22 protein-coding genes and 1 pseudogene are annotated in these 23,876 nt (G+C 37.3%); 10 read left to right on the top strand and 13 right to left on the bottom strand.

Going from position 1 to position 23,876, the window contains the following annotated elements; translation table 11 throughout:
- Positions 1-26: 26 nt before the first annotated feature.
- From RMB06_RS03835 to RMB06_RS03825, 3 genes are all read right to left on the bottom strand, one after another.
- Complete coding sequence (locus RMB06_RS03835; RefSeq protein WP_311078428.1) at positions 27-1,082, bottom strand: aromatic ring-hydroxylating dioxygenase subunit alpha; 1,056 nt, start codon at positions 1,080-1,082, stop codon at positions 27-29.
- 292 nt (positions 1,083-1,374) lie between these two features.
- Positions 1,375-2,535, bottom strand: coding sequence for a glutathionylspermidine synthase family protein (locus RMB06_RS03830; protein ID WP_311078427.1), 1,161 nt, complete (start codon positions 2,533-2,535; stop codon positions 1,375-1,377).
- Positions 2,536-2,556: 21 nt separating this feature from the next.
- Complete coding sequence (locus RMB06_RS03825; RefSeq protein ID WP_032056184.1) at positions 2,557-2,922, bottom strand: hypothetical protein; 366 nt, start codon at positions 2,920-2,922, stop codon at positions 2,557-2,559.
- A 178-nt stretch (positions 2,923-3,100) separates the two neighbouring features.
- Between RMB06_RS03825 and RMB06_RS03820 the strand changes: the two genes are divergently transcribed.
- Positions 3,101-3,682, top strand: coding sequence for a nucleotidyltransferase family protein (locus RMB06_RS03820; RefSeq protein WP_002124528.1), 582 nt, complete (start codon positions 3,101-3,103; stop codon positions 3,680-3,682).
- 51 nt (positions 3,683-3,733) lie between these two features.
- On the opposite strand, the gene RMB06_RS03815 is transcribed toward RMB06_RS03820, so the two are convergent.
- Positions 3,734-4,687: a TerC family protein gene (locus RMB06_RS03815; protein ID WP_025464217.1), complete on the bottom strand. Its 954-nt coding sequence runs from the start codon at positions 4,685-4,687 to the stop codon at positions 3,734-3,736.
- A gap of 319 nt (positions 4,688-5,006) precedes the next feature.
- On the bottom strand, positions 5,007-5,603 hold the full coding sequence (locus tag RMB06_RS03810) for an undecaprenyl-diphosphatase (RefSeq protein ID WP_032042486.1): 597 nt from the start codon (positions 5,601-5,603) through the stop codon (positions 5,007-5,009).
- 136 nt (positions 5,604-5,739) lie between these two features.
- Between RMB06_RS03810 and RMB06_RS03805 the strand changes: the two genes are divergently transcribed.
- Positions 5,740-6,990 (top strand): low temperature requirement protein A, encoded by a 1,251-nt coding sequence (locus tag RMB06_RS03805; protein WP_086400365.1) that lies wholly within the window; start codon positions 5,740-5,742, stop codon positions 6,988-6,990.
- A 67-nt stretch (positions 6,991-7,057) separates the two neighbouring features.
- Here RMB06_RS03805 and mpl read toward each other — a convergent pair whose 3' ends face one another.
- On the bottom strand, positions 7,058-8,431 hold the full coding sequence (mpl, locus tag RMB06_RS03800) for a UDP-N-acetylmuramate:L-alanyl-gamma-D-glutamyl-meso-diaminopimelate ligase (protein WP_032038268.1): 1,374 nt from the start codon (positions 8,429-8,431) through the stop codon (positions 7,058-7,060).
- Positions 8,432-8,671: 240 nt separating this feature from the next.
- Here mpl and RMB06_RS03795 point away from each other — a divergent pair, with 240 nt between their 5' ends.
- The 4 genes from RMB06_RS03795 (at position 8,672) to RMB06_RS03780 (ending at position 12,949) form a co-directional block, all read left to right on the top strand.
- Positions 8,672-9,034 (top strand): DMT family protein, encoded by a 363-nt coding sequence (locus RMB06_RS03795; protein WP_075384089.1) that lies wholly within the window; start codon positions 8,672-8,674, stop codon positions 9,032-9,034.
- A gap of 283 nt (positions 9,035-9,317) precedes the next feature.
- The gene (purE, locus tag RMB06_RS03790) at positions 9,318-9,833 is read left to right on the top strand and encodes a 5-(carboxyamino)imidazole ribonucleotide mutase (protein WP_002115451.1); all 516 of its coding nucleotides are present in this window, start codon (positions 9,318-9,320) and stop codon (positions 9,831-9,833) included.
- A 9-nt stretch (positions 9,834-9,842) separates the two neighbouring features.
- The gene (locus RMB06_RS03785) at positions 9,843-10,964 is read left to right on the top strand and encodes a 5-(carboxyamino)imidazole ribonucleotide synthase (protein ID WP_311078422.1); all 1,122 of its coding nucleotides are present in this window, start codon (positions 9,843-9,845) and stop codon (positions 10,962-10,964) included.
- 692 nt (positions 10,965-11,656) lie between these two features.
- Positions 11,657-12,949 (top strand): lytic murein transglycosylase, encoded by a 1,293-nt coding sequence (locus RMB06_RS03780; protein WP_311078421.1) that lies wholly within the window; start codon positions 11,657-11,659, stop codon positions 12,947-12,949.
- A gap of 63 nt (positions 12,950-13,012) precedes the next feature.
- On the opposite strand, the gene RMB06_RS03775 is transcribed toward RMB06_RS03780, so the two are convergent.
- The 6 genes and pseudogenes from RMB06_RS03775 to RMB06_RS03750 form a co-directional block, all read right to left on the bottom strand.
- On the bottom strand, positions 13,013-13,387 hold the full coding sequence (locus RMB06_RS03775) for a hypothetical protein (protein ID WP_014207668.1): 375 nt from the start codon (positions 13,385-13,387) through the stop codon (positions 13,013-13,015).
- A gap of 101 nt (positions 13,388-13,488) precedes the next feature.
- Positions 13,489-14,457: pseudogene (locus RMB06_RS03770) on the bottom strand (M57 family metalloprotease).
- Between the two features lie 137 nt (positions 14,458-14,594).
- A complete protein-coding gene (locus RMB06_RS03765) occupies positions 14,595-15,494 on the bottom strand; it encodes a matrixin family metalloprotease (protein WP_311078419.1) in 900 nt (299 codons plus the stop codon).
- Positions 15,495-15,823: 329 nt separating this feature from the next.
- Positions 15,824-17,764, bottom strand: a complete 1,941-nt coding sequence (gene dnaK, locus RMB06_RS03760) for a molecular chaperone DnaK (RefSeq protein ID WP_002115449.1) — start codon at positions 17,762-17,764, stop codon at positions 15,824-15,826.
- A 118-nt stretch (positions 17,765-17,882) separates the two neighbouring features.
- Positions 17,883-18,437 carry a nucleotide exchange factor GrpE gene (gene grpE, locus RMB06_RS03755; protein WP_002115470.1) on the bottom strand — a complete coding sequence of 185 codons (555 nt, stop codon included), beginning with the start codon at positions 18,435-18,437 and terminating at the stop codon, positions 17,883-17,885.
- A gap of 162 nt (positions 18,438-18,599) precedes the next feature.
- Positions 18,600-19,493: a LysR family transcriptional regulator gene (locus RMB06_RS03750; protein WP_032006002.1), complete on the bottom strand. Its 894-nt coding sequence runs from the start codon at positions 19,491-19,493 to the stop codon at positions 18,600-18,602.
- Positions 19,494-19,600: 107 nt separating this feature from the next.
- Here RMB06_RS03750 and RMB06_RS03745 point away from each other — a divergent pair, with 107 nt between their 5' ends.
- On the top strand, positions 19,601-20,467 hold the full coding sequence (locus RMB06_RS03745; protein WP_311078415.1) for an MBL fold metallo-hydrolase: 867 nt from the start codon (positions 19,601-19,603) through the stop codon (positions 20,465-20,467).
- A gap of 392 nt (positions 20,468-20,859) precedes the next feature.
- Positions 20,860-21,090 carry a hypothetical protein gene (locus RMB06_RS03740; RefSeq protein WP_000733015.1) on the top strand — a complete coding sequence of 77 codons (231 nt, stop codon included), beginning with the start codon at positions 20,860-20,862 and terminating at the stop codon, positions 21,088-21,090.
- A gap of 169 nt (positions 21,091-21,259) precedes the next feature.
- Here the strand turns inward: RMB06_RS03740 and RMB06_RS03735 are convergent, their stop codons facing one another.
- A complete protein-coding gene (locus tag RMB06_RS03735) occupies positions 21,260-21,586 on the bottom strand; it encodes a hypothetical protein (RefSeq protein WP_311078413.1) in 327 nt (108 codons plus the stop codon).
- A 210-nt stretch (positions 21,587-21,796) separates the two neighbouring features.
- Between RMB06_RS03735 and RMB06_RS03730 the strand changes: the two genes are divergently transcribed.
- Both RMB06_RS03730 and RMB06_RS03725 read left to right on the top strand, forming a co-directional pair.
- Complete coding sequence (locus RMB06_RS03730; RefSeq protein ID WP_311078412.1) at positions 21,797-22,867, top strand: alpha/beta hydrolase; 1,071 nt, start codon at positions 21,797-21,799, stop codon at positions 22,865-22,867.
- Between the two features lie 157 nt (positions 22,868-23,024).
- Positions 23,025-23,582: a peptidylprolyl isomerase gene (locus RMB06_RS03725; protein ID WP_033851383.1), complete on the top strand. Its 558-nt coding sequence runs from the start codon at positions 23,025-23,027 to the stop codon at positions 23,580-23,582.
- Positions 23,583-23,876: the final 294 nt, after the last annotated feature.

The raw sequence follows: 23,876 nt of genomic DNA, 5'->3' as shown, positions 1-23,876 counted from the left end.
TTGATTGTACCCCAGTTAGCTAATATTTAAACGGTATAACGTTTACTTAGTCCCCATTCAGCCAAAATCCGTCGATAAGTTGTTGATGAACGGTCTGCTTCAAAATGTGCTTCCATCATTAAATCAAGCGGCAGTTCTTCTGGCTTTTGTGATTCGACCATGTCTTGATCTTCGGCAAAAATTTGGGCATTAAATGCATATACCTTTTCTAAATCGCCTGTTTGGTCAAAGTTACGGGTGAGTGGAACAAATAAACGGGTTTTATTGCTTGAAACAGGACAACAGGCATTCAAGATTTTTAAGACCCCGCCTTCTGGAAAATCGACCGTGAGCACGGCTGAAAAAGGTGGATAAACCTCAAAAGTACGCTTCCATAAAAAACCTTCTGGTTCGAGATGTTTTAGTTCATGCGGATAATTACTGACATTGCTGATATAGACCGTTTTTAAACCATAGTCGGTACGTTCAGTGTGATATTTAGGGACGATGGGATTATCGCGATTTGCAAAGGCATTGTGATGTACCCACGCAAAATGAGCGACATCGATAAACCCTTCAAGTTGACGTCCGCTAGAACCACCAATATCGACGAAAGGCGGTAAAATTGATTGATGCTCTGCGTGGTCCCAAGTATCTAATATAGGAATATTGGCTTTAGCAATATCACGACCATGAATACTGGTCCAAATGAGACCATATCTTTGTACAACTGGAAATTTGGTCAGAGAAAAACGATCAGAAATTTTAGTTAGTTCGGGCTGAGCTGGTATTTGGGTACATTTCCCTTCGGTGTTATAGCGTAGACCATGATAAGGACACACAATCTCCTCACCATCTACCCAACCTTTGGTTAAAGGCACCCCACGATGTGGACAGATGTCTCGAACCAGATGAATTTCTCCACTTTCTGTTTTATATAACGCCATATTGACGTCTAGTAGAGTGACTCGTTGAGGTGCAGTAGAGACATCTTGATTACGTGCGACGGGATACCAGTGGTTCGATAAAACTTCCCAATCTTTTGCTTCAAAACTGCTGTTACACGGCATGGCAAGGGGCGTTAAAGTTGGAATCGCATTCATGGCATCACTCCTTAAAAAAATCAGGGCTCTCACGAGCCCTTAAAATCTAGGCTTTTTTCTTTTTAGGAGATGCAAAGAGCTTGCCAATATTGATTTTTAATTGAAGAAATAAGAATAAAATTATTAAATTACATAAGATTAAGTCATTATATTTTTGAATTTTTGTTCTAATTTAGCTTTAGAAACTAAAGTTCATTATTCGCTATATACGTAAAATGCACTGATTGACCGCGTGGAAGGCACAATAAAAAGGCACCTAAACAGTGCTTTTTAAAATACCTCTAGGCATTTATTACTCCACAAAATAATGTGCTGCAAAGTGAGCATCATTACCAATAATGTCATAGCAATCTTCACGAATAGACATGCCTGAACATTGATGTCCAACCATCCATAAACCGAGTGTAGGTAGTTGCCCTGAAAATAATGGGGTATCTATCCATTTCTGTACGATATAACCGTATTTGTCATAGTCATCAAAATAAAAGCTACCAGAAGCTGCGCCTTGGTCATGGCCGTCTTGTAAAACTCGAATATTGGCCCCTTCCCTTGCCAAAATCGGCTTTTTCACCCATTTGCCAGACAAAGCTTGTTGCGGGTCATACGTATGGGTTTCGACCAACAATGGTTGGTTTGGGTAACGCTTCCAAAGCTCAACCAGAATCGCTTTATTTGAAAGTAACATTTTCCAGCAGGGTTCAATCCACTGTGTTTGTGGGTGGATATATTGAGAAAATGCTTCTTCCCAGATCCATTCCCATGGGTAGAGCTTAAATATGTTTTGAATGGGCTGATTATGGAGATCAACAAAATCTTGCCCGTTCCAGCCTATGTTTTCCATAGAAAGCTCGGAAACTTGTAGATGAGCTTGATAAGCTGTATCCATCAAGTACTCGAGATTTCCCCAGTCTTCCCTTCCAGCCTCCTGACAAGCAGCAAAATGCACATGGCTACCACGCGGTAAAATTGTTTTCCAGCGTTTAATCAGATCTTCATGAATGCTATTGAACTGATCTCGGTTTGCAATACCTGAGACCTGTTCTATCCACAGCCACTGCGCGACAGAGGCTTCGAGTAAGCCAGTCGGCGTGTCGGCGTTATATTCCAGCATTTTGATATTTCGCCCATCGTAAGCGAAATCAAAGCGGCCATACAGCATCGGAGCATTTTGTTTCCATGAGTGTTCAATATGGCTTATGGCTGCTTCAGGAATTTGAAAATAAGCTGGATAGTCCCCGCGTTGAATGAGTTCTCCTACTACTGCTAAACACATCTGATGCAGTTCATTTGCTGCATCCTCAAGTTGTTCAATCTGTTTAAGGGTAAACTCATAAGCAACTCCTTCAGACCAGTAAATTGAACCATCAAGAGAAGGTAAATTAAAATAATCAAAACCAATATTTTGATGTTCCACTTGCCAATCTGGGCGCGGAGTAAATATTTTTCTTTTCATATTAAGTGAATGCCTAAAGACTTAGCCGCCAAAAGAAAAACCGCTACGACCAAAACCACCACGAATTGGGGATGAAGAAGAAGCGCTTTTCGCCGTACTTGAAATAATGGGGCGGCCTACACTCAAATTGCTATAAGGGTGTAATGTATTCCCGCGAAAAGAAACTTCCCGATTATTTCGATAATACGCAGGACCTAAATAGCGACCACCAACATAGCTAGAACCATGTCCACTTGAGCTATTTTCTTCTTTACAAGTTTGGGTATTCCAGTCACGAGCACAGTCATATTGGTTGTTATATACGTCTTGTACTAAAGGTCCATCATTATGGCTACATGCCGTGAGTAATAGAGGGACAACGACAAGATTAATTTTTTTAGAACGCATGAGACTCCACACATTTTAATAAGTATGTTCGGCATAAAATACCGAATAGCTGTTATCTATTATGTTTCTGATTAGGAAAGATAAATTTTAAGTTGGCATATGATATTGATCAGCACTTTTAAAGTACAGAGCTTCTATGTACTATTACATGGTGGATAACTTTAGTATTTTTTAAAATATGACAAATATATATAATAATTATCAACAAGATTTTATTGATTTGGTAATGAAATCTCCTTGTTTATTAAAGATATTATTTATTATTTCTCAATTGCATCCAAAAGTTTATTTAAGTGCTGGTGCTGTGAGAAACACTGTTTGGTCATATTTACATGGTAAAACTTATGATTTAAATACAAGTGATATGGATGTGATTTATTATAATGCTAATGAATATGATGATAGTTATCAAAAAGAATTGCAAAGTGATTTAAAAAGCAAATTTCCAAATCAAGATTGGGATGTTGTTAATCAGGCTTTGGTACATACATGGTACCGTAAAGATAATGGTGAAAAAATTCAGCCATTAACTTCGATTGAGGAAGCATTATCATTATGGTCAGAAACAGCAACAGCTGTAGCAATACGTTTCGACAGTTTCGGCAATTTAGAAATAATTGCACCTTTTGGCTTATCAGATTTATTTGAATTGAATCTACGTTGGAATTCAGCTTTAGTTAGTTATCAGACTTTCAAAAATCGTGTAGAAAGCAAAAATTGGTTACAACAATGGCCAAAATTAAAAATAGTCAATTCTTAATTTAAAAAGGGCTTTCTATGAAAGCCCTTTAATATTATTCAAATAAAGATTCTATGAGATTTGTCGCTTATTATGACGTAAAGAGAGATAAGCAGTGATTGCTAACACTATTACGATAAAGCTTAACGAGATCCAGATTGGCATGTGGAATACATCAAGCAACAACATTTTCGCACCAATGAACAATAAAATGATGCCTAAGCCGTATGGCAAGTAATGCAATTTAGTCGCAGCGCCAGCAAGTAAAAAGAACATTGCGCGTAAACCTAAAATTGCCATTAAGTTCGCCGTTAAAACAATAAACGGGTCGCTAGTTACCGCGAAAATAGCAGGAATAGAATCTACTGCGAAAATCACGTCTGAAGCTTCAACCAAAATCAACACTAAAAATAACGGCGTTGCCCACAATAAACCGTTTTGACGTACAAAGAATTTGTCACCTTCAAGCTGTGGTGTAATACGCATATGGTTACGTAACCATTTTAAGAGCTTGATATCTTCAATATTGGTTTCTTCATCTTGGCCTTTTAAGAACTTAAAGCCTGTATATACCAAGAACGCACCGAAGATATAAAGTACCCAAGAAAATTCTTGAACGAACCATGCACCAATAAAAATAAAGAGGGTACGTAGTACGATTGCACCTAATACGCCGTAGAGCAAAATTTTACGTTGTAGTGCAGCTGGAATAGCAAACGCTGCGAAAATCATTAACCATACGAAAACGTTGTCAATTGCGAGAGACTTTTCGAGTAAGTAACCCGCAAAGTATTCCATTGTTTTTTGGTTTGCTAAGGTCACCCCAACTGTTTGTTGTAGGTAAAGCCATAAACCACCACCAAATAGGGCTGCGACGCTTACCCACGCCACACTCCAGTAAGCAGCTTGCTTAATTGAGACATCCTGACCTTGCTTTTGCTTAAAGCCTAAAAAGTCAATCAGGAGCATCACAATGACTATGCCAAAGAATGCTATGTACAGCCATAAATTGCCGATCGATTCCATAAATCCTCCATACATCCGGCAATTGGGCATAAAAAAACCTCGACCAGTTGCCAGATGAATTAAACATCTGTATCAACATGATCAAGGTCTTGCCTACATCATGAATTTCACGATGCTCAGATACCGACTTTTTAATAAAAGCGTATTGACGATATCTGACACATAACACTGCTGTTATGTTTGGAGGAGGCTACTCCCCTTGTCAAACTAAATTCTGTTTTGGATAAAACATATCCAAGTCGACATAGAATGGCAGATTTTTTTGTATTACGCAACTGAACTTAATGTCGTGGTTTGAATGCAAAAAAAGATCTATAGGTTATTTAATCAAACCGCGGTCTAAAAGTGGTTTGCAGATAATCTGATAAATATGAATACAGAATGCCGTCAAACTTGTACCGTAAGCATTCCAGAAGTAATAACCTGCTGTATTGACTAGTAGTGCGACAATAAAAGCCCCTAACATGTCTAAAGGGAAATGCACACCTAAATAAATACGTGACCACGCCACTACAAATGATAAAAATAAAAGGATAATTCCAATTATTTTGCGCTGAGCAAACAAATAAGATAAAGCAATGGTGCTGAAAATCAGCATATGATTACTTGGAAAAGATGCTGTTGGCGCATGTTCAATAAAAGTCGTACCCACACCCATGACAAACGGTCTTGAGTGATGGTAAAACAGAGAAATAACGTAACCGACTAAAAGTGATACGCAGGTTAAAAAGACAGATTTAATGACCCTATTTTTTAAATCTTGATCGCCATAAAACCATAAAAATGTAAGGATGAATAAGAGAATATAGAGGAGATCATTAGCAAAAAAGATAGCAAGACGAATGATAAATTGACTCGCATCCTGAGCCCCATTAATCACATGGAATAAGCTAAGGTTGAGTGTTTCTAAAGACATCCATATTCCAAACAAGAACAAAAAACGTGGGCTATGATAAAGAATTAAGCTTAAGGTCTTGATAAAGAATTGTCACAAAAATGAAATATAGTTTGTTTGTGAGTAAAGATTAAACAGCAGGTCTAAATAATTTTTAATGCGTGTTCTGGACGTTAATATTAAAGTGTTAACGTGTTGGCACTTTATTCGAGAACGTTATTTTATGACTACTCAAGAAAAACAGAAAAAATTAAGCTTGAGGCCCCTATCCCCAAGAGATCCTGATCAGCAGCATAGAGCAGCGACTCCACTTGAATTATTGTTCGATTTAATTTTTGTGGTCGCGATTGCAACAGCGGGTCAGCAGTTACATCATGCAATTATTGAAAATCACCTCTGGCATGCATTACCAAGCTACTTGATGGTATTTTTTGCGCTGTGGTGGGCATGGATGAATTTTTCATGGTTTGCTTCGGCTTACGATAACGATGATGCATTGTATCGATGCCTTACCTTTGTACAGATTGTAGGGTCATTGGTGATGGCAGCGGGTATCCCTGATGTATTTCGTAGTCAGGATTTTGATGTAATCATTATCGGTTATGTGATCATGCGCATGGCCTTAGTGACTCAGTGGCTCAGAGCGGCAAAACATGATCCTGAACGGCGAGTTACGGCTTATCGCTATGCAATAGGTATAGTCTTAGTACAAATTGGCTGGCTTGTCGCTAACTTTGCTCATGTACTTTCAATAACTCTATTTTTATTTCTGGTTGTAGTGGAATTATTTGTTCCAATCTATGCAGAAAAATATTCACCAACGCCGTGGCATCCTCATCATATTGTAGAACGTTATGCCCTACTCACAATTATTGTGTTGGGTGAGTCGATTGTCGGTAGTTTTAATGCCATACGTGATGCTTTAGCCGCTCAGTCAATGAATATCCCTGCTATTTTCTTAATGGTCGGTGGATTGATGTTAATGTTTGCGATGTGGTGGGCTTATTTTGACCGTAGCGAACAACACCATCATGTGAAAGGTGTACGCCCATTTGTTTGGGGATACGGTCATTATTTTGTTTTTGTCAGTATTGCTGCGGTAGGTGCTGCGCTTGCTGCTGCCGTGGATGTTACAACCCATCATGCGCATATTTCTGATTTATATATGGGAATAGTTGTTGCGGTGAGTGTAGTGCTTTATACCACCTGTATTTGGGTACTTTATGAGTTCCAATGCTTATCTGGAATCACGAAATGGTTTTACCCAATCACAGCGCTCATTATTTTATGTATTCCCTTTATTTGTAATAACGTGGGATATAGCGTTTTTGCGATGGGCATTGTCTATAGTTTACGTTTAATGGTTTCTAATAAATTTATGGCCAATATAGAGCCAGAAAAGCTTTAAAAGTCACTGATAAAAAAATGGGTTTCAATTTGAAACCCATTTTTTATTGAATCATCTAAAGCGAAATTTAAGCAGCTTTTGCTTTTAATGCGCTCATTAATTTTTGATGTAAGCCACCGAAGCCACCATTAGACATAATCACAACGGCATCGCCCTCACCTGCTTCATTGACAATACGTTCAATAATTTCATCAAGTGAACGGCTCACTTGAGCATGGTTAGAAGCAGCTTCAATCACAGGTTGTAAATCCCAATCTAAGCCTTCTGGCTGATACCAGATCACTTCGTCTGCTAAGCGTGCTGAATGTGCCAAGCCATCTTTGTGACTGCCCATACGCATCGTGTTTGAACGTGGTTCAATAATGGCCCATAAACGGCGTTCACCTAAGCGTTTGCGTGCGCCATCTAAAGTTGTGTCAATTGCTGTTGGATGGTGCGCGAAGTCGTCATAAACCTCAATGCCATTGACTGTGCCGAGTAACTCCATACGACGTTTCACACCGCCAAAGTTAGACAAAGCTTCACAAGCTTGTTCAAGCGTAACACCTACATGTTGAGCAGCTGCAATTGTTGCCAAAGCATTCGCTACACTATGTTGCCCTGTCATGCTCCATTTCACTTCGCCAACGACATTGCCATTTTCGAGTACTTTAAAATGGCTGCCATCAATTGAAATTAATTCGGCAGAGAGAGCAGCTTTTTCATTCGCTTCTAGACTTGTACGAATTACTGGTGTCCAGCAGCCCATTTCAAGTACTTCATCAATATGAGTTTCAGTAATTGGCGCAATAATGCGGCCTTCACTTGGAATGGTACGCACAAGATGATGGAACTGCTTTTGAATCGCTGCTAGGTCATCAAAAATATCGGCATGGTCAAATTCAAGGTTATTTAAAATCGCCGTCTTTGGGTGATAGTGAACAAACTTAGAACGTTTATCAAAGAAAGCAGAGTCATATTCATCGGCTTCAACACAGAAGTATTTACCACCGCCTAAACGAGCACTTTCACTAAAACCGAGTGGAACACCACCAATTAAAAAGCCCGGATTTAAACCAGCTTGGTCAAGTACCCAAGCTAACATGGTCGTAGTTGTTGTTTTCCCGTGAGTACCTGCGACACCAAGTACATGTTTACCTTGTAAAACATGATCGGCAAGGAACTGTGGACCAGAAATATATGGCAGGCCTTCGTTTAGCATATATTCAACAGCATCAATACCACGTTTCATGGCATTGCCGACAATAACCAAGTCCGGATGAGGCTGTAAATGACTACGGTCATAGCCTTGCATGAGTGTAATGCCTGCATTTTCTAACTGGGTAGACATCGGTGGGTAAACGTTTAAATCGGAACCAGTTACCTTATGTCCTAAATCACGAGCCAAAAGTGCTAAAGAGCCCATAAAAGTGCCACAAATACCCAAGATATGCAGATGCATTGCTCGCCTTCTCCACTGCTTTTGTACACAACATTAAAATGAATTGCTGTGTGTGCATTATTGATAAATTTGCCAGCAACGATAGCAAGGCTAAACTCGAAAAGATAGTCAAAAATCGTTGTTGTTCTATGTGTTTGAGACCCTAATAAAACTACAGCTTTATTTTTTAGATTTAAGCTGAATTACAGTTTTATCTTTTATAATGTTTTGTATCGTTAAAATACTTAAATCATCGTGATGATGAAGGATGTGCCTTTGAGCCCAACGGTTTTAGCTTTTACGCTATTAATTATTTCTAACTGCTTTATGACACTTGCATGGTATGGGCATCTTAAATTTTTGCACCATGCTCCACTTTGGCAAGCGATTCTATTCGGTTGGATTATTGCCTTACTTGAATACAGTTTTATGATTCCAGCCACTCGTATGTTAAGCGCGCAAGGCTGGTTACTCGGTGAAATGAAGATCACTCAGGAAGTGGTTACATTGGTAGTGTTTGTACCTTTTATGATTTTCTTGTTTAAGCAACCCTTTAAACTCGATTACTTATGGGCGATGTTATGTCTATTTGGTTGTGTTTATTTCGTATTTAGAAGCCAGTAATCTATGGTAGCTTGTATTGAATAATTGGTTCTATACAAGCTATTAATTTTTCAAATACCTGATTATATTTCAGATATCTAATTAATTAATATTAATAAAAATTGAGAATGTGTCACTGTTAAACCATGACATTTTTCTATCAAATTAAAAATATTCACAGAGCTGGTCAGTTAAATTTTCGTGAGATGAAAAATCAGTCTATAATAATGGGCTTCCGAACCATTTAAAACTTGGCTCTCGTCGAGATTTATCTTCTTTTACTTTTGTCTCTGGAACATTAGCAATGAATGCGGCCGCAGCACAAGACGCTCAACCTCTCGTTGGAATTATTATGGGTTCTCAATCTGATTGGGCAACTCTCGAAAACACAGCCAATATGCTTAAACAGCTTGGTGTCCCATTTGAAGCGGAAGTGGTATCTGCTCATCGTACTCCAGATCGTTTATTTGAATATGCAGAAACTGCACGTGATCGCGGTATTCAAGTGATTATTGCTGGTGCAGGCGGTGCAGCGCATTTACCTGGAATGTGTGCCGCAAAAACTGATTTACCTGTTTTAGGTGTGCCAGTTAAATCATCAATTTTAAATGGCGTAGACTCTTTGCTTTCAATTGTACAAATGCCAGCAGGTATTGCAGTTGGTACTTTAGCGATTGGTCCAGCTGGTGCAACGAATGCGGCAATTATGGCTGCACAAATCTTAGGTTTAACTCGTCCTGAAATCGCAAAAAATGTTGCTGATTTCCGTGCTGCGCAAACTGATAAAGTTGCAAGCAAAAATATTCCGGGTCAGGTGTAAGAGGCTGAGATGGATAAAACTATCGGTATTTTTGGTGGTGGGCAACTGGGCCGTATGATGGCTCAAGCAGCGTTACCATTAAATATTCAATGTACTTTTTTTGAAGCAAATACAGATTGTCCAGCAGGTGTTTTAGGCCAGGTTTTTTCTAGCCAAGATGAGCAAGGTTTAAAGCACTTTATTGAAAGTGCTGATGTTTTCAGTCTTGAGTTTGAAAATACGCCCGTTGAAGATGTTGATGTTTTGACACAAACCAAAACATTGCACCCTCCCCGTGTTGCTTTAGCAACTGCGCAAAATCGCTTGTCAGAAAAAGCATTGTTTGATGAGCTTACAATTCCTGTTGCGCCGTATCGTGCTGTAGATAGCTTAGAAAGCTTGAAAAAGGCTGTAGCTGAGCTTGGTTTGCCGATTGTACTTAAAACTGCAACTGGCGGATATGACGGCAAAGGCCAGTTTGTACTTCGTTCAGAAGACCAGATTGATACTGCTTGGGCTGAGCTTGGTCCTGCAAAAAGTCTAGTTGCCGAAAGCTTTGTTAAATTCTCTCGCGAAGTTTCAATTATTGCGGTGCGTGGCCAAAATGGTGAAGTAAAAACTTGGCCATTGGCTGAAAACCATCATCATAATGGTATTTTATCGCATTCAATTGTTCCTGCACCGAATAGTGAAGCTTTGCAACCCGTTGCTCAAGACTACATTACTCGTTTGTTGAATCACCTTAACTATGTTGGTGTGCTGACTCTCGAGCTATTTGTAACAGAACAAGGTTTGTGTGCAAATGAGATGGCACCGCGTGTGCATAACTCAGGCCACTGGTCAATTGAAGGCGCAGTTTGTTCTCAATTTGAAAACCATATTCGAGCTGTTGCAGGTTTACCATTAGGCTCAACAGAAGTTGTTCGCCCAACAGTTATGATCAATATTATTGGTCAACATCCTAAAACTGAGGATGTACTTGCCTTAAATGGTGCTCATCTGCATCTTTATAACAAGTCAGAACGTGCTGGCCGTAAATTAGGCCATATCACTTTAATGCCTGTGGATAGTAATGAATTGACGAGTTTATGCCGTCAATTGGCAGAAATTTTGCCAGAACCACTCGCTTTAACAGCAGATATGACCCTCTAAAAGTATTTTTAATTCTCTAAAAAGCGATCTTCGGATCGCTTTTTTTATCTTTTAAATTTAAAAAATAATAGAACATGCATATTTTAGGGCTGTGGATAACTTTAATTGGAACTTTTGAATTTAAAAAAGCTACTGTAATTTGAATTTAAAACTATAAACGACAGTTTTGGGTGCTTTTGAATTTAAAATTAGTTATCCACAAAAGTATTTTTAAATTTAAATGAGAGAGTTGAATGTGCCTTTTTAAATTCAAAAATAGAAGTCTATCGGTATGAGGTTTTGAATTTAAAAATTTTGGCTGATCTTTAAATTTAAAAAAATACGGATTTCTGTGGTGGTAGGCTCTAGCCTGTAATAAATAATAAGGAGATATAGAATATAATTATTAAGGAATAGAAGTGTTTTTTGCTGTGCTGTGGATAAAGTTATCCACAATAAAGAGAGGTTTATAGTTTAAATTTAAAGATGCACTTTTGAATTTAAACTTGAGTATCGTTTTTGAATTCAAAAACAATAATTTTGATCTAGAGGATTTTAAATTCAAAAATAAAGTAGAAAATTTGAATTTAAAACATGGGAAATGAATTTAAAGTAGAGATTATGAATTCAAATTTACGTTTTCTCTCTGAAATTTTGGACTCATAATGGTATGGTACTTACAAATTTAAATTTAAAAATCGAACTAGGATAATATGCGACGTTTTTCTTGTATTGTTGGCTCTGTATTTTTAGCGATGACTCAGGCTCAAGCAGAGCTCGTAATTAATGGTTCTACAATATCTAGCAGTGCTACTGTTCCAGTAGTGACGAGCGAAGATTATACGCCTAATAATAATTTCCAAAGTTGTTTGGCAAATTTACGTTCTCAAGCAATTGCTGCTGGAGTATCTGGTACAACTTATGATCGCTATACCCAAAACTTGACCCCAGATTATTCAGTTATTGATAAACTAAACTATCAACCAGAATTTTCGACACCAATTTGGGATTATCTTTCTGGTCTAGTTGATGAAGAGCGCGTTGAGCTTGGTAAACAAAAGCTGGTGCAACATCGAGATGTTTTAAACCGTGCTTCTCAAACCTACGGGGTGCCGCCGGAAACAATTGTAGCAGTGTGGGGTGTTGAAAGTAATTTTGGTGATATTTCTGGAAAATATCCTTTATTACAAGCACTCGGGACTTTAAGTTGTGAAGGGCGTCGACAAAGTTATTTCCGTACTGAATTTTTTGCCACCATGCGTATTTTACAGCGCGGTGACTTAACCGAAGATCAACTGAAAGGTTCTTGGGCTGGGGCGTTTGGACATACGCAATTTATGCCATCGACCTATGAGCGTTTAGCTGTTGATTTTGATGGAGATGGTCGTCGCGATTTGGTATCAAGTACTGCAGATGCATTAGCATCAACGGCTAATTTCTTAAATAAAGCTGGTTGGCAAACAGGAATGCCGTGGGGTTTTGAAGTAAAAGTTCCCCAAGGTATGTCAATTGATGGAGAAGGGCGACGTTCAAAGAAAGCTTTAAGTAGCTGGAGTGCACGAGGGGTAACCCGAATTGATGGTTCTCCACTTGTTCAAGGGGCTTTATCTGGCAATACTTCAGCGGGTTTAATGGCACCTGCAGGTGTAAATGGTCCAGTATTTTTAGTATTTAAGAATTTTGATGCTATCTACAGCTATAACGCTGCGGAAAGTTATGGACTTGCGATTGCCCATTTATCTGATCGTTTAAAAGGTGCGGGTCCATTTGTTGCGTCTTGGCCAACAGATGATCCAGGAACTTCACGTGCAGAACGTCGTGAAATCCAACAATTTTTGATTAATCGTGGCTATGATATTGGTGCAGTTGACGGTCTTATTGGAGATAAAACCCGCGTAGCTATTCGTCAGGAGCAGACTCGTTTAGGTTTAAATCCAACAGGACGGGCAGGGCAGCAAATTTTACGCGCATTCCGTCAAGAACAAGCTCAAAAAATGATGCAATAAACTGGAAATAATAAAAAAGGTCTGCTCATGCAGACCTTTTTTATAGGTACTTATATAAGATAATTACTCTAATTTAACTGCTTCCAAAATATCAAAAATAACTGACGTAACATCTTGGCTTAAATCACGATCATTAAAGATTTCATATGCAGTAATGGTGACATCAGTATCACTTGGTAATTGCTTTTGCTCTTCTTCAATTAAATGTTCAATCGGTAACAGAGTCTGTTTTACTTCAAGATGGAGAATATCTTTATATTCGATATTTTCATCCTCAAGCTCGATTTCATGCTCATTGAAAAAGGGAATTAAAATAGAATGGAGGTATGGTTTAATTTCAATAATATCAAACAGTTCAATATCACGAGTCTGTTCAATCGTGCTGATATGATCATTTACTTCAATCAGGATATGATAATAACTCATCTTGATCTCCATTCTATTTTCGTTAGCTCTTATGACCACAATAACATGACTTTGATATCAATTTCGATGTATCTACATAGAAATAGATACATCATTTTATATCAAGCTTTTAATTATTGAGGTAAAGCACTTAATAGATCACGGTCAGCATCCGTAAGTCCAGTGATTTTTTTGTCACCATCTTTACGTACTGAGTACATCAATGCATTTGGTTGATCACTATGTTTTAAACCCAGTGCATGTCCTAACTCATGAGCAATGGTTAAGCGTAAGTCATCAATAGATTTAAACTCATAAATCACAATTTGTTTGCCGTTATAGATACCTTTTTTAAAGACATCCGCTTGAGCATTTTGCTTAAATTGGTTCAATGAATTATTAAACTCATTATTAATCTGATTAAAATGAGTAACTTTGACATTTAAGTCTTTAGCTTGCTGATTATATGCAGCAATTTCTTTCTTTAAAGCAACAGTTTGTTTTTGCAAATCTTTCTGAGTTTTAGCCAAAGATTTAGCGCTGTATTCAGGTGCTAATTTGCCTTGGTTAAGCTGCATCATTAGTTGGTCAAGATTTTTCAATTTGCCATTCAAAATCTGCTTCTTATTTTCAAGCTCAGACTGAGTTTGACCAAGAGTTTGCTTCAATTGCTTAATTTGTTGCTGTTCATCAATTACACGTTGCTGTTCTTGTTGGAACTGAGCTGCAATTTTTTGACGCTGTTCAGAACGGCTTTGACTATTATCGTAAACTAAACGAATTTCTAACTTTGCATTTGGATCATAAGTAAAATAATCCTGTCCAGTACCTTGTTTCCAAATGTCCGCAGCTTGTTGACTAATTTGAATTAATTGGTCTTGGCTTAAACCAAAACGTGGATCAATATCAGCAATTTTATAAGTCAAATGTTGACCTGTTTTTTGCTGGATTTGAGTATGTGCTGGAGTTGCAAGATTAGCATTAGCCTGAAAATTAGAAAAAGCAAAGGCTACGCCTAATAACAAAGATGTTAAACGCATAATCGAAGGGGGGAGATTTTAAAAAAAACGTATTATAAGAATATAAAATGAAAAATCAATCAAAAAACGTACAAATCAGAAAAATAAATGAGACTTTAGTCTCATTATTTTTTACCAAATGCCAAATTATTTTTTAGAAAAAATTTAATATATTTGGTTTTATTTAGTTTTTTTAATTATTTAACTTTAACGATTTTTCCTTAATTTGGTCTATAAATTGAACCTAATAAATCTAAATCTGAATCTGTTAATTTAAAGTTATGAATATCTTGCTCTTTTAACCGTGGATACATTAATGATTTAGGATCAGTAGTATGTTTTAGGCCTAATGCATGGCCGAACTCATGAGCAAGGGTCAAACGTAAGTCATTTAAAGAAGCATAGCCGTAAATCTGGATTTGGTTTTGACTGAATAAACCTTTATGGAAGGGTTGAATACTCGTTTTCTGCTCTAGTTTGAATTGTGTTTTTAAAGCGCTTAAATCACTTTGCTCTCGATTTAGCTCTTTAATTTTTAAGTTAAGTGATTGAATTTTAAAATTTAGACTATTGGATTCATTTCGTAACTCTTCCGATTTTTGCTCTAGTTGTTTTTGCCATTCTTTTAAATTATTGGCATTAGAGTATTGATGTTCTCCTTGATCAAAGCGCGTTACATCTTGTTGATATTGTTCAAACTCAACTTTTAGACTGACCTTTTTCTTGTTTAAATCACTTGATAGTTGAGCAACTTGCTGTTTGTTTAGAACAATTTCTTCATTTTTAATGCGCCAAGCTTCCTGCTTTTGCAAAAGTGCATCCAAATTGTTTTGTTGTTCATCCTTAAGTATTTGATGATCATCATAGATTAAGTTAATTGACAATTGAGCCTGTGAATCATAAATAAAATAGGTCTTCCCAGTTTCTTTTTGCCAGATTTCAGCAGCTTGCTGACTTACCTCAACTAGTTGTTCTTTAGTAAGTTGAAATCGTGGATCAATAAAAGCAATTCGGTATTTTAAAGGTTGTTGAGATGAGCTGATTGAAAGGTTGCTTTGAGCAAACAACATTGTTTGTAAGCCCATGCATAAGCTTAATCCCCACCATAGAAATTTTTTCATGGCAAAATAAAAAATATAAATAAATCTTATTGTTAGCTACTTAATTTAATTCGTCAAAATGATAAAAAGTACAGGAGAGTGGGCGAGCTTTGTGATTTTGGTAGAAAAATTTAAAAAGATGTACTCAGACTTGGCAATAATCAAATAATTAATGTAGTAAATAACAGTGGGTTTTTAACAAAAAAATATTATTTAAAATTAAATATTTAGTTTTTATCATTGATCTTTCTGACAGAAATATTTGAATAATATCATTAAAAAACTTATTGTTACTTTTTGTAAACAATAAAAAACCGCGCCTAAGCACGGTTTTTTATTAAAGAAACAAATTATTTTTTGTCATCTTTAACTTCAGTGAACTCAGCGTCTACAACGCCATCATCAGCTTTTTGTTGACCAGCATCGCCACCTTGGAATGCATTTGGATCAAAGCCTTCTGCGCCACCAGCTTGTTGCGCTTGTTCATAAGCACGTTGAGTGATAGGCATCAAGATGTTTTGTAAAGCTTCAGTTTTTGCTTTGATATCTTCTACATCATTTTCTTTTGTTGCTGCTTCAAGTTCAGAAACGGCAGTGCTTACAGCTGTTTTTTCATCTTCAGTAACTTTATCACCAAGATCTTTAACAGCTTTGTTCGAGCTTGAAATTAATGCATCAGCTTCGTTACGCGCTTTTGCAAGTTCTTCAAACTTACGATCTTCTTCAGCATTCGCTTCAGCATCTTTAATCATTGCTTCGATTTCAGCATCAGACAAACCTGAGTTCGCTTTAATCTGGATCGATTGCTCTTTACCAGTGCTCTTATCTTTAGCAGATACTTTCAAGATACCATCAGCATTGATGTCGAAAGATACTTCAATTTGTGGTACACCACGTGGAGCAGGTGGAATATCGCCTAATTGGAAGTTACCCAACAATTTGTTTTGTTGAGCCATCTTACGTTCACCTTGGTAAACTGAAATGTCTACAGCAGGCTGGTTGTCAGCAGCAGTAGAGAACACTTGTGATTTCTTCGCAGGAATCGTCGTGTTTTTCTCAATGATTGGTGTTAATACACCACCCATTGTTTCAATACCTAAAGTTAATGGCGTTACGTCTAATAAAAGAACGTCAGTTTTGTCACCAGACAATACCGCACCTTGAATCGCAGCACCGATTGCAACTGCTTCGTCAGGGTTCACGTCTTTACGTGGCTCTTTACCAAAGAACTCTTGTACTTTTTGTTGTACAAGTGGCATACGAGACTGACCACCAACCAAGATCACGTCAGAGATGTCTGAAGTCGAAAGACCAGCATCTTTAAGTGCGATTTTACAAGGCTCAATTGTACGAGCAACTAAATCAGCAACTAAACCTTCAAGTTTCGCACGTGTTACATTGATTACTAAGTGTTTAGGACCAGTTGCATCAGCAGTGATGTATGGAAGGTTGATTTCAGTTGCATTTGATGAAGAAAGCTCGATTTTTGCTTTTTCAGCAGCTTCTTTCAAACGTTGTAACGCAAGTGGATCATTTTTCAAGTTCACACTTTGTTCTTTCTTAAATTCTTCAACTAAGAATTCAATTAATGCGTTATCAAAGTCTTCACCACCAAGGAAAGTATCACCGTTTGTTGATAACACTTCGATTTGTTGGTCGCCATCAAGGTCTGCGATTTCAATGATTGATACGTCAAAAGTACCACCACCTAAGTCGTAAACTGCAACTTTACGGTCGCCTTCTTTTTTGTCCATACCGAACGCAAGTGCAGCAGCAGTTGGTTCGTTAATGATACGTTTAACGTCTAAACCAGCGATTTTACCCGCATCTTTAGTTGCTTGACGTTGAGCATCGTTAAAGTAAGCAGGAACAGTAATAACTGCTTCAGTAACTGTTTCACCTAAATAGTCTTCTGCAGTTTTCTTCATCTTTTTCAAGATTTCAGCAGAAACCTGTTGAGGCGCTAATTTTTTATCGTTTACTTCAACCCAAGCATCGCCATTGTCTGCTTTGATGATTTTATAAGGTACAAGACCGATATCTTTTTGTACCGCTTGATCTTCATAACGACGACCGATTAAACGCTTGATAGCGAATAATGTATTTTTCGGGTTAGTTACTGCCTGACGCTTAGCACTTTGACCTACTAAGATCTCGCCATCTTTATAAGCAATGATCGATGGAGTTGTACGTGCGCCTTCAGCGTTTTCGATTACTTTTACTTTATCGCCTTCAAGTACAGCAACGCATGAGTTGGTAGTACCTAAGTCAATACCAATAATTTTTGCCATGTGACGTTTTCCTCAAAAATTCTTTTGCAATGTTTTTGCTTGTTATCCGATATGAGAGTGAATCTATTTTTTTCAAGCGTTTTAGCGAAAAAAAATCTAAAAACTCTCAAAAAATTATTTATTGACCAACCATAACCATAGCAGGGCGCAATAAGCGACCATTTAACGTATAGCCCTTTTGTAAAACGCTACCGATTTCATTCGCTTTAGCATTTGGGTCAATACCTACAGCTTGATGTAAATCCGCATTGAAGCCATTTTTCGTATCAGCTTCTACAACACCAAATTTTTCAAGTGTGGTTAACAGCGACTTCAAGGTCAGTTTAATACCTTCAAGTACTGGCGTTTCTTCATCACCAGCCGCTTGAATTGCACGTTCTAAATTATCAACAGAATCTAGTAACTCTTTTGCAAATTTTTCAAGCACAGTCTCTTTATGCTTGTCAGACTCACGTTGAATACGCTCTACACTTTTTTGTGCTTCGTAAACTGCATTCGCAGTACGTGCTTTTTCAAGTTTTAGGCTTTCTTCTAATTTGGTGATTTGCGCTTGTAAAGATTCAACGGTAACGTCGTTTGCTTGCTCTACACCTTCAGCCTGAGTTTGCTCATTAGATTGCTCTGCTTGCTCGTGTTGAATGTCTTGAGCTTGCTCATTTTGCTCATTAGCCATTGATGATCTCCGTTTAAATGGGTTTTTAAACATGTACAGTCCTTTTGGCATCAGCATTTACTGGGTAAAACCTGAACTGCCATGCATATGCTGTAATTCATTAATAGGGATGAAGTATGGGCATTGCCTAAAAATTCAAGCGTACACGGCAATTTAAAACTTTTAATTTTGCGGTTTTAAGTAAAAATCTAAATTTTCGATCATAAAAGCAATAAATTCCTGAGTTATTTTGGGTAAATGTTGTCTTGAAGCATATACTACCGACAAACTTAATTCGGGAGCCGAATAGTTTTTAAATAAAGGCACCAATCGTTTTTCTTTTAAATCTTTTTTAACTAATAAAGTCGGTAACATTGCCACACCTTGAGCATGTACACACATGTCATAAACAGCATTTACATCATTACTTTTAAAGGTGACGTTTAAAGGATAGTTCTGAGGTTGCTGTTCAGTATCAAAAAGTGTCCAAAATTGATGTTGGCTATGGTGAGCTAAACATTCATGTTGAATCAGTTGCCTTGGATGGGAGAGGGGACTGTGTTGCTTTAAATAATCAGGATGAGCACAGAATACAGACTCGATTTGACAAACTGGTCTCGCAATTAATCCATCTGCAACTTTTTGCGTTATACGTAAGGCTAAATCGACCTGAGCATCAATTAAGTCCATCGTATTTTCAGTCAGATATACATCAAATTGAATATGTGGATGTTGCTGTTTAAATTGGCGAATACATTCCCCAACCCCTAATTGAAATAAAAACAAGCCGCAGGTAAAGCGAATCGTACCGTTATGTTGTTCGGGTGCGGCTAACTCTTGTAAAAGTTGCTGTTGTTGTAAAATATTCTCGCAGTAGAGTAGGGCTTTTTCGCCTGCTGGAGTGAGAGATATTTTTCGTGTATTTCTTTGAAATAGTCGAGTTGAGAAGGTGTGCTCAAGGTGCTCAAGATAGCGAGAAACCATCGCACGGGAATAATTTAGATGTTCGGCGGCTTTGGTTAAATTGCCATGTTGAGCAATAGAAACAAAGACGTGTATGGCTTTTAATGTGTCCATATACTTTATCATTGTTACAATATATGCAACAGTTTATCTTAATTTAGTGCATTTACCTTACAAGAATTGCAATTTAAAGTGTTTCTCATGAATTTGGAGAATACATAATGAAATTTTTTAAATTAACTGCTTCAGTCCTAGCAACTGCTACCGCTTTAACAGTAACTTCCTCAGCTTTTGCGCAAGATTTGAAAATCCAAAGTTTCTTGGCTAAACCCGAACATTTTGGTGTGACTTCTACTTTAATTGAAGGCGATAAAGAAGTTCTGTTGGTAAATGCGCAATTCTCAAAATCTGAAGCATTACGTATTGCTGCAGATATTCTCGATAGCGGTAAAACACTAAAGACAATTTTCGTAAGTTATGGCGATCCGGACTACTACTTTGGCTTAGATGTATTTAAACAATACTTCCCAAATGTACAAATCATTGCAACACCAGAAACTGTTAAACATATCCAAGATACTCAAGCGCTTAAAGTGAAATACTGGGGCCCACAAATGGGTGCAAATGCGCCTAGCCAAATTATTGTGCCTCAAGCTTATACCGCTAGAACTTTAAAACTAGAGAATGAGTCAATCGAGATTAAAGGTAAGAAAGAACTTACTTATTTATGGATTCCTTCTTCAAAAGCAGTTGTAGGCGGTATTCCTGTCTCTTCAGGTATTCATTTATGGATGGCAGATACACCAAAAGTTAAAGATCGCAATGAAGTGATTCAAGCTTTAGAAACTATTAAATCACTCCAACCTCAAACAGTTGTTCCAGCTCATATGGTTGAGGGGGCTCCACAAGGTTTGGATGCGGTTAACTTCTCTATCGACTATCTCAAGAGCTATGAGAAAGCGGTCAAAGTAAGTAAAAATGCGAGTGAGCTAAGTCAGCTCATGCAGAAACAATATCCAACATTAAAGAGTGTAGATAGCCTAGAGCTAGGTGCAAAAGTTGTAAAAGGCGAGATGCAATGGCCATAATTTGAACCGAAACACTATAAATTTTTTAATAAAGCCGTGGTCTATCCTCGGCTTTTTTTATGAAATAAGGCATTTTCAAGTAAAAAGTCTGTGTAACATTCTACGCACCTTATATAGCGTTTCTATAAAGAGAAAATTTTTAACGAGAGTAAAAGGCTAAGATAAAAATTAGAAATTGATAAAAATAAACAAAAGCTTAAGTTATAGCTTCTATATAAAAGGTAGAGGTGGGGCTAAGGAAGAGGTTTTAATAAAAAATTGCACAATTTGTACTTCTATTACTACAAAAGACAACCAATGATACGCACGCCAGAAAAAAAAATTGTGAATTATAGGCAGCGCGAAGATGAACTTTGCATTTAAATGTTTGTCGTAATGAAAGGAAAGTGATTATGAAAAAATTAGGTCTTATCTCTGTAGTACTTGCTGGTGTTGCTTTTACAGCTGTTGGTTGTGCATCTGAAGCTGGCTTAAATGCATCAGGTTCAGCTCAAACTAGCGCTAGCCCATCTGGCGTACAAGCTGGTGTTGGTGTAGATGCTGGTGTTTCTGGTCAAGCACAACCAGGTCAAGTTGATGCTGGTGCTTCTGGTTCTGTTTCAGGCTCTGCAACTGCTCAGTAATTCTTAGCGATAAGAACAGTTAAAAGATTATAGAGTACATATATTCAAGATGCCGATTTATATATGAAATGAGCTGCTACTCATTATTCTATAGTCAAGAGAATGTGGATTTCTCAACAAAAAAGCCCCAAGAGATTTTTTCTTTGGGGCTTCCATATTCCAATAGATTTTAGTCATCATCATGATAATCTCTATGATTGTGATCACGATCTTCTAATCTTTTCTTCTCCCATTCACGGTGTCTTTTTTCCCACTCACGACGATTTCTATCTTGTTCGCGAGCATCCTTACGTTGTTGTTCGTATATTCTCTTACGCTCTTCCCAACGTTTTCGTTCCCAGTCACTATAGCGACGTCCATCATTGCGGTCATAGCGATCATCATCATGATCATGGTAACCATAACCACCGCGGTAATAAGGATCATCTGTATAAGCAACACAACTTACCGTTAAAAGACTGGTTGCTAATAAAGTAACAACTAGTTTTGCTGACATAGCACAATCTCCTTTTGTCTGTTAACAATAATTGGCAAAAAAGTCCTGTTTTAAACGACAGATTTGTTAATGACATTTGCTATAAATCAGATTAGCGTAGATTGGTTTTTACCTTTGTATCTTGATTACATGAGTTGTATGCGAATATAGTCAAACAACAAAGAATTCTGTAGAAAATATGAAGGATAAGAGGAATTCATGGAGATAGGCATGACAGCATTTAATCAAAAAATTCAAACATTGCTAGATAAGGGCCAAGGGCCTGCTGCTCGAGCTCTTGATAAGTTACCTCGATTAGCTCAAGAATCACTTGCCAAAATCCTTGGATATGCCTACCAATACCCAGAGCTCGACTCGTTTACTAAATGTATGATGGCCGTACAAATTAAACAGGGACGTATTGGTTTCATTGGTTCAGATCCTATTGAGTCTAGACGACAGTTTGATACACAAATGTTGGCTATACGCCAGAAATCAACTGAAATTGATTCAGTAGAAGATATTCGGTTGCCGCTTCAAAGTGGAACTGTTTTCGCAAGACACTATCATCCGTCACCGAATAAAAAATTACCTCTGATTGTTTTCTATCATGGGGGAGGGTTCGTTGTGGGTGGTTTAGATACTCATGATGAGGTTTGTCGTATATTGGCAAAATATGCAAAAGTACAAGTACTCAGTATTGATTATCCACTTGCACCTGAGGTCTCACCTCAACATTTAATCCAATCATGTGAAGATGCTTTAGCTTGGGTATATCAAAATCGCAGACAACTAAAAATATTAAAAAATCGTATTGCTGTAGCAGGGGATAGTGCAGGCGGCAATATCAGTACGGTTGTGGCTCAACGATCAGTAAACAAACCTTATGCTCCACAAGCGCAGCTTCTCATTTACCCTACAGTTGATTTTAAAAGCCGACATCCTTCTTTTTATGCTTATAACGAAGGATTAGTTTTGACGGATAGCGATATTAATTATGTCACTCAATATTATGCAACTCAGCATAATGTAGAATTAGACGATCCGATTATTTCTCCAACCTATGGTAATTTGAAAAAGAACCCGCCAGCTTTCGTGATTACGGCTGGTCATGACGTATTGCATGATGAAGCGAAAATTTATAGCTATAAGCTAAGAAAAAATGGCGTCAAAATGCATTATGAAGAATATCCAGATCAAACCCATGGTTTTATAAATTTGACACCTATTTCTAAAAAGGCAAAAAGATATACTATCGAGATCAGTAAGAACTTCAGAAAGTTCTGGGATAAAAATAGTTAAATAAAAGTTTAGTCCATGTTTCACGTGGAACGTGGACTAATACTCAAATCTAAAATATAAAGTACTAAATAAAAGATAATAAATACTCACTAGAATTCTCTTATATAGATGATTAAATTTATCCTTCATTAAGTTTTGCATTTTATTGTAGGAAAATATGAAAAAATTATTAATGTTATGTTGTTTGGGTATAAGCAGCCATTCAGTCTGGGCTGACACTTTAGTTGAAATGCAAACAAATTTAGGCAACATTGAAATACAACTTTATGATGATAAAGCACCAAACAGTGTGAAGAATTTTAAAGACTATATAAAGTCAGGCTTTTATAAAGATACGATATTTCACCGCGTAATTCCTGGTTTTATGGTGCAGGGCGGTGGACTTACTGCAAATATGCAGGAAAAGACTACGCGAGCACCTATCAAAAATGAAGCTGGAAATGGAATTGCTAACACACGCGGAACGTTGGCGATGGCTCGTACTGCAAATCCTGACTCAGCTACTAGTCAGTTTTTCATAAACGTTGCAGATAATAATTTTTTAAATCGTTCTGCGGGTAATGCGGGTTACGCAGTTTTTGGAAAAGTAATTAAAGGAATGGAAGTGGTTGATCGTATTGTTCAGGTCCCTACATCAAACTATGGCATGCATCAAAACGTACCAAAACAGGCTATAAAGATAGTAGATATAAAGTTTAAAACTCTTCAAAAATAAATTAACCATATAAATCATACATTTGTTTGTTTTTGAGATTTTTTTTGGCTGAAAAAGAACCGGTCGAACGTGCATATTTATAAAAGTGCTTGCGTACCAGTTTTTTTTCCCTATAATGCACTCATCCCGACGCGATACACGAGAATATCTTAGCTTACAGGGTTAAGATGAAAGCTTAGTATTGCGTTGAATTCTGTCTCTGACGAAGAGCAGAAAAATCATTAAGAGAATTGAAGAACAACTTGTGTGGATTTTTACTGATTGATTAATCGAAATAATTTTCATTGATTAATT

This window comes from Acinetobacter sp. V104_13 (assembly GCF_031798995.1).
GTDB lineage: Bacteria > Pseudomonadota > Gammaproteobacteria > Pseudomonadales > Moraxellaceae > Acinetobacter > Acinetobacter pittii.
Note: the sequence above shows the minus strand (reverse complement) of the source record. Positions and strands in the feature narration are given on the sequence as shown.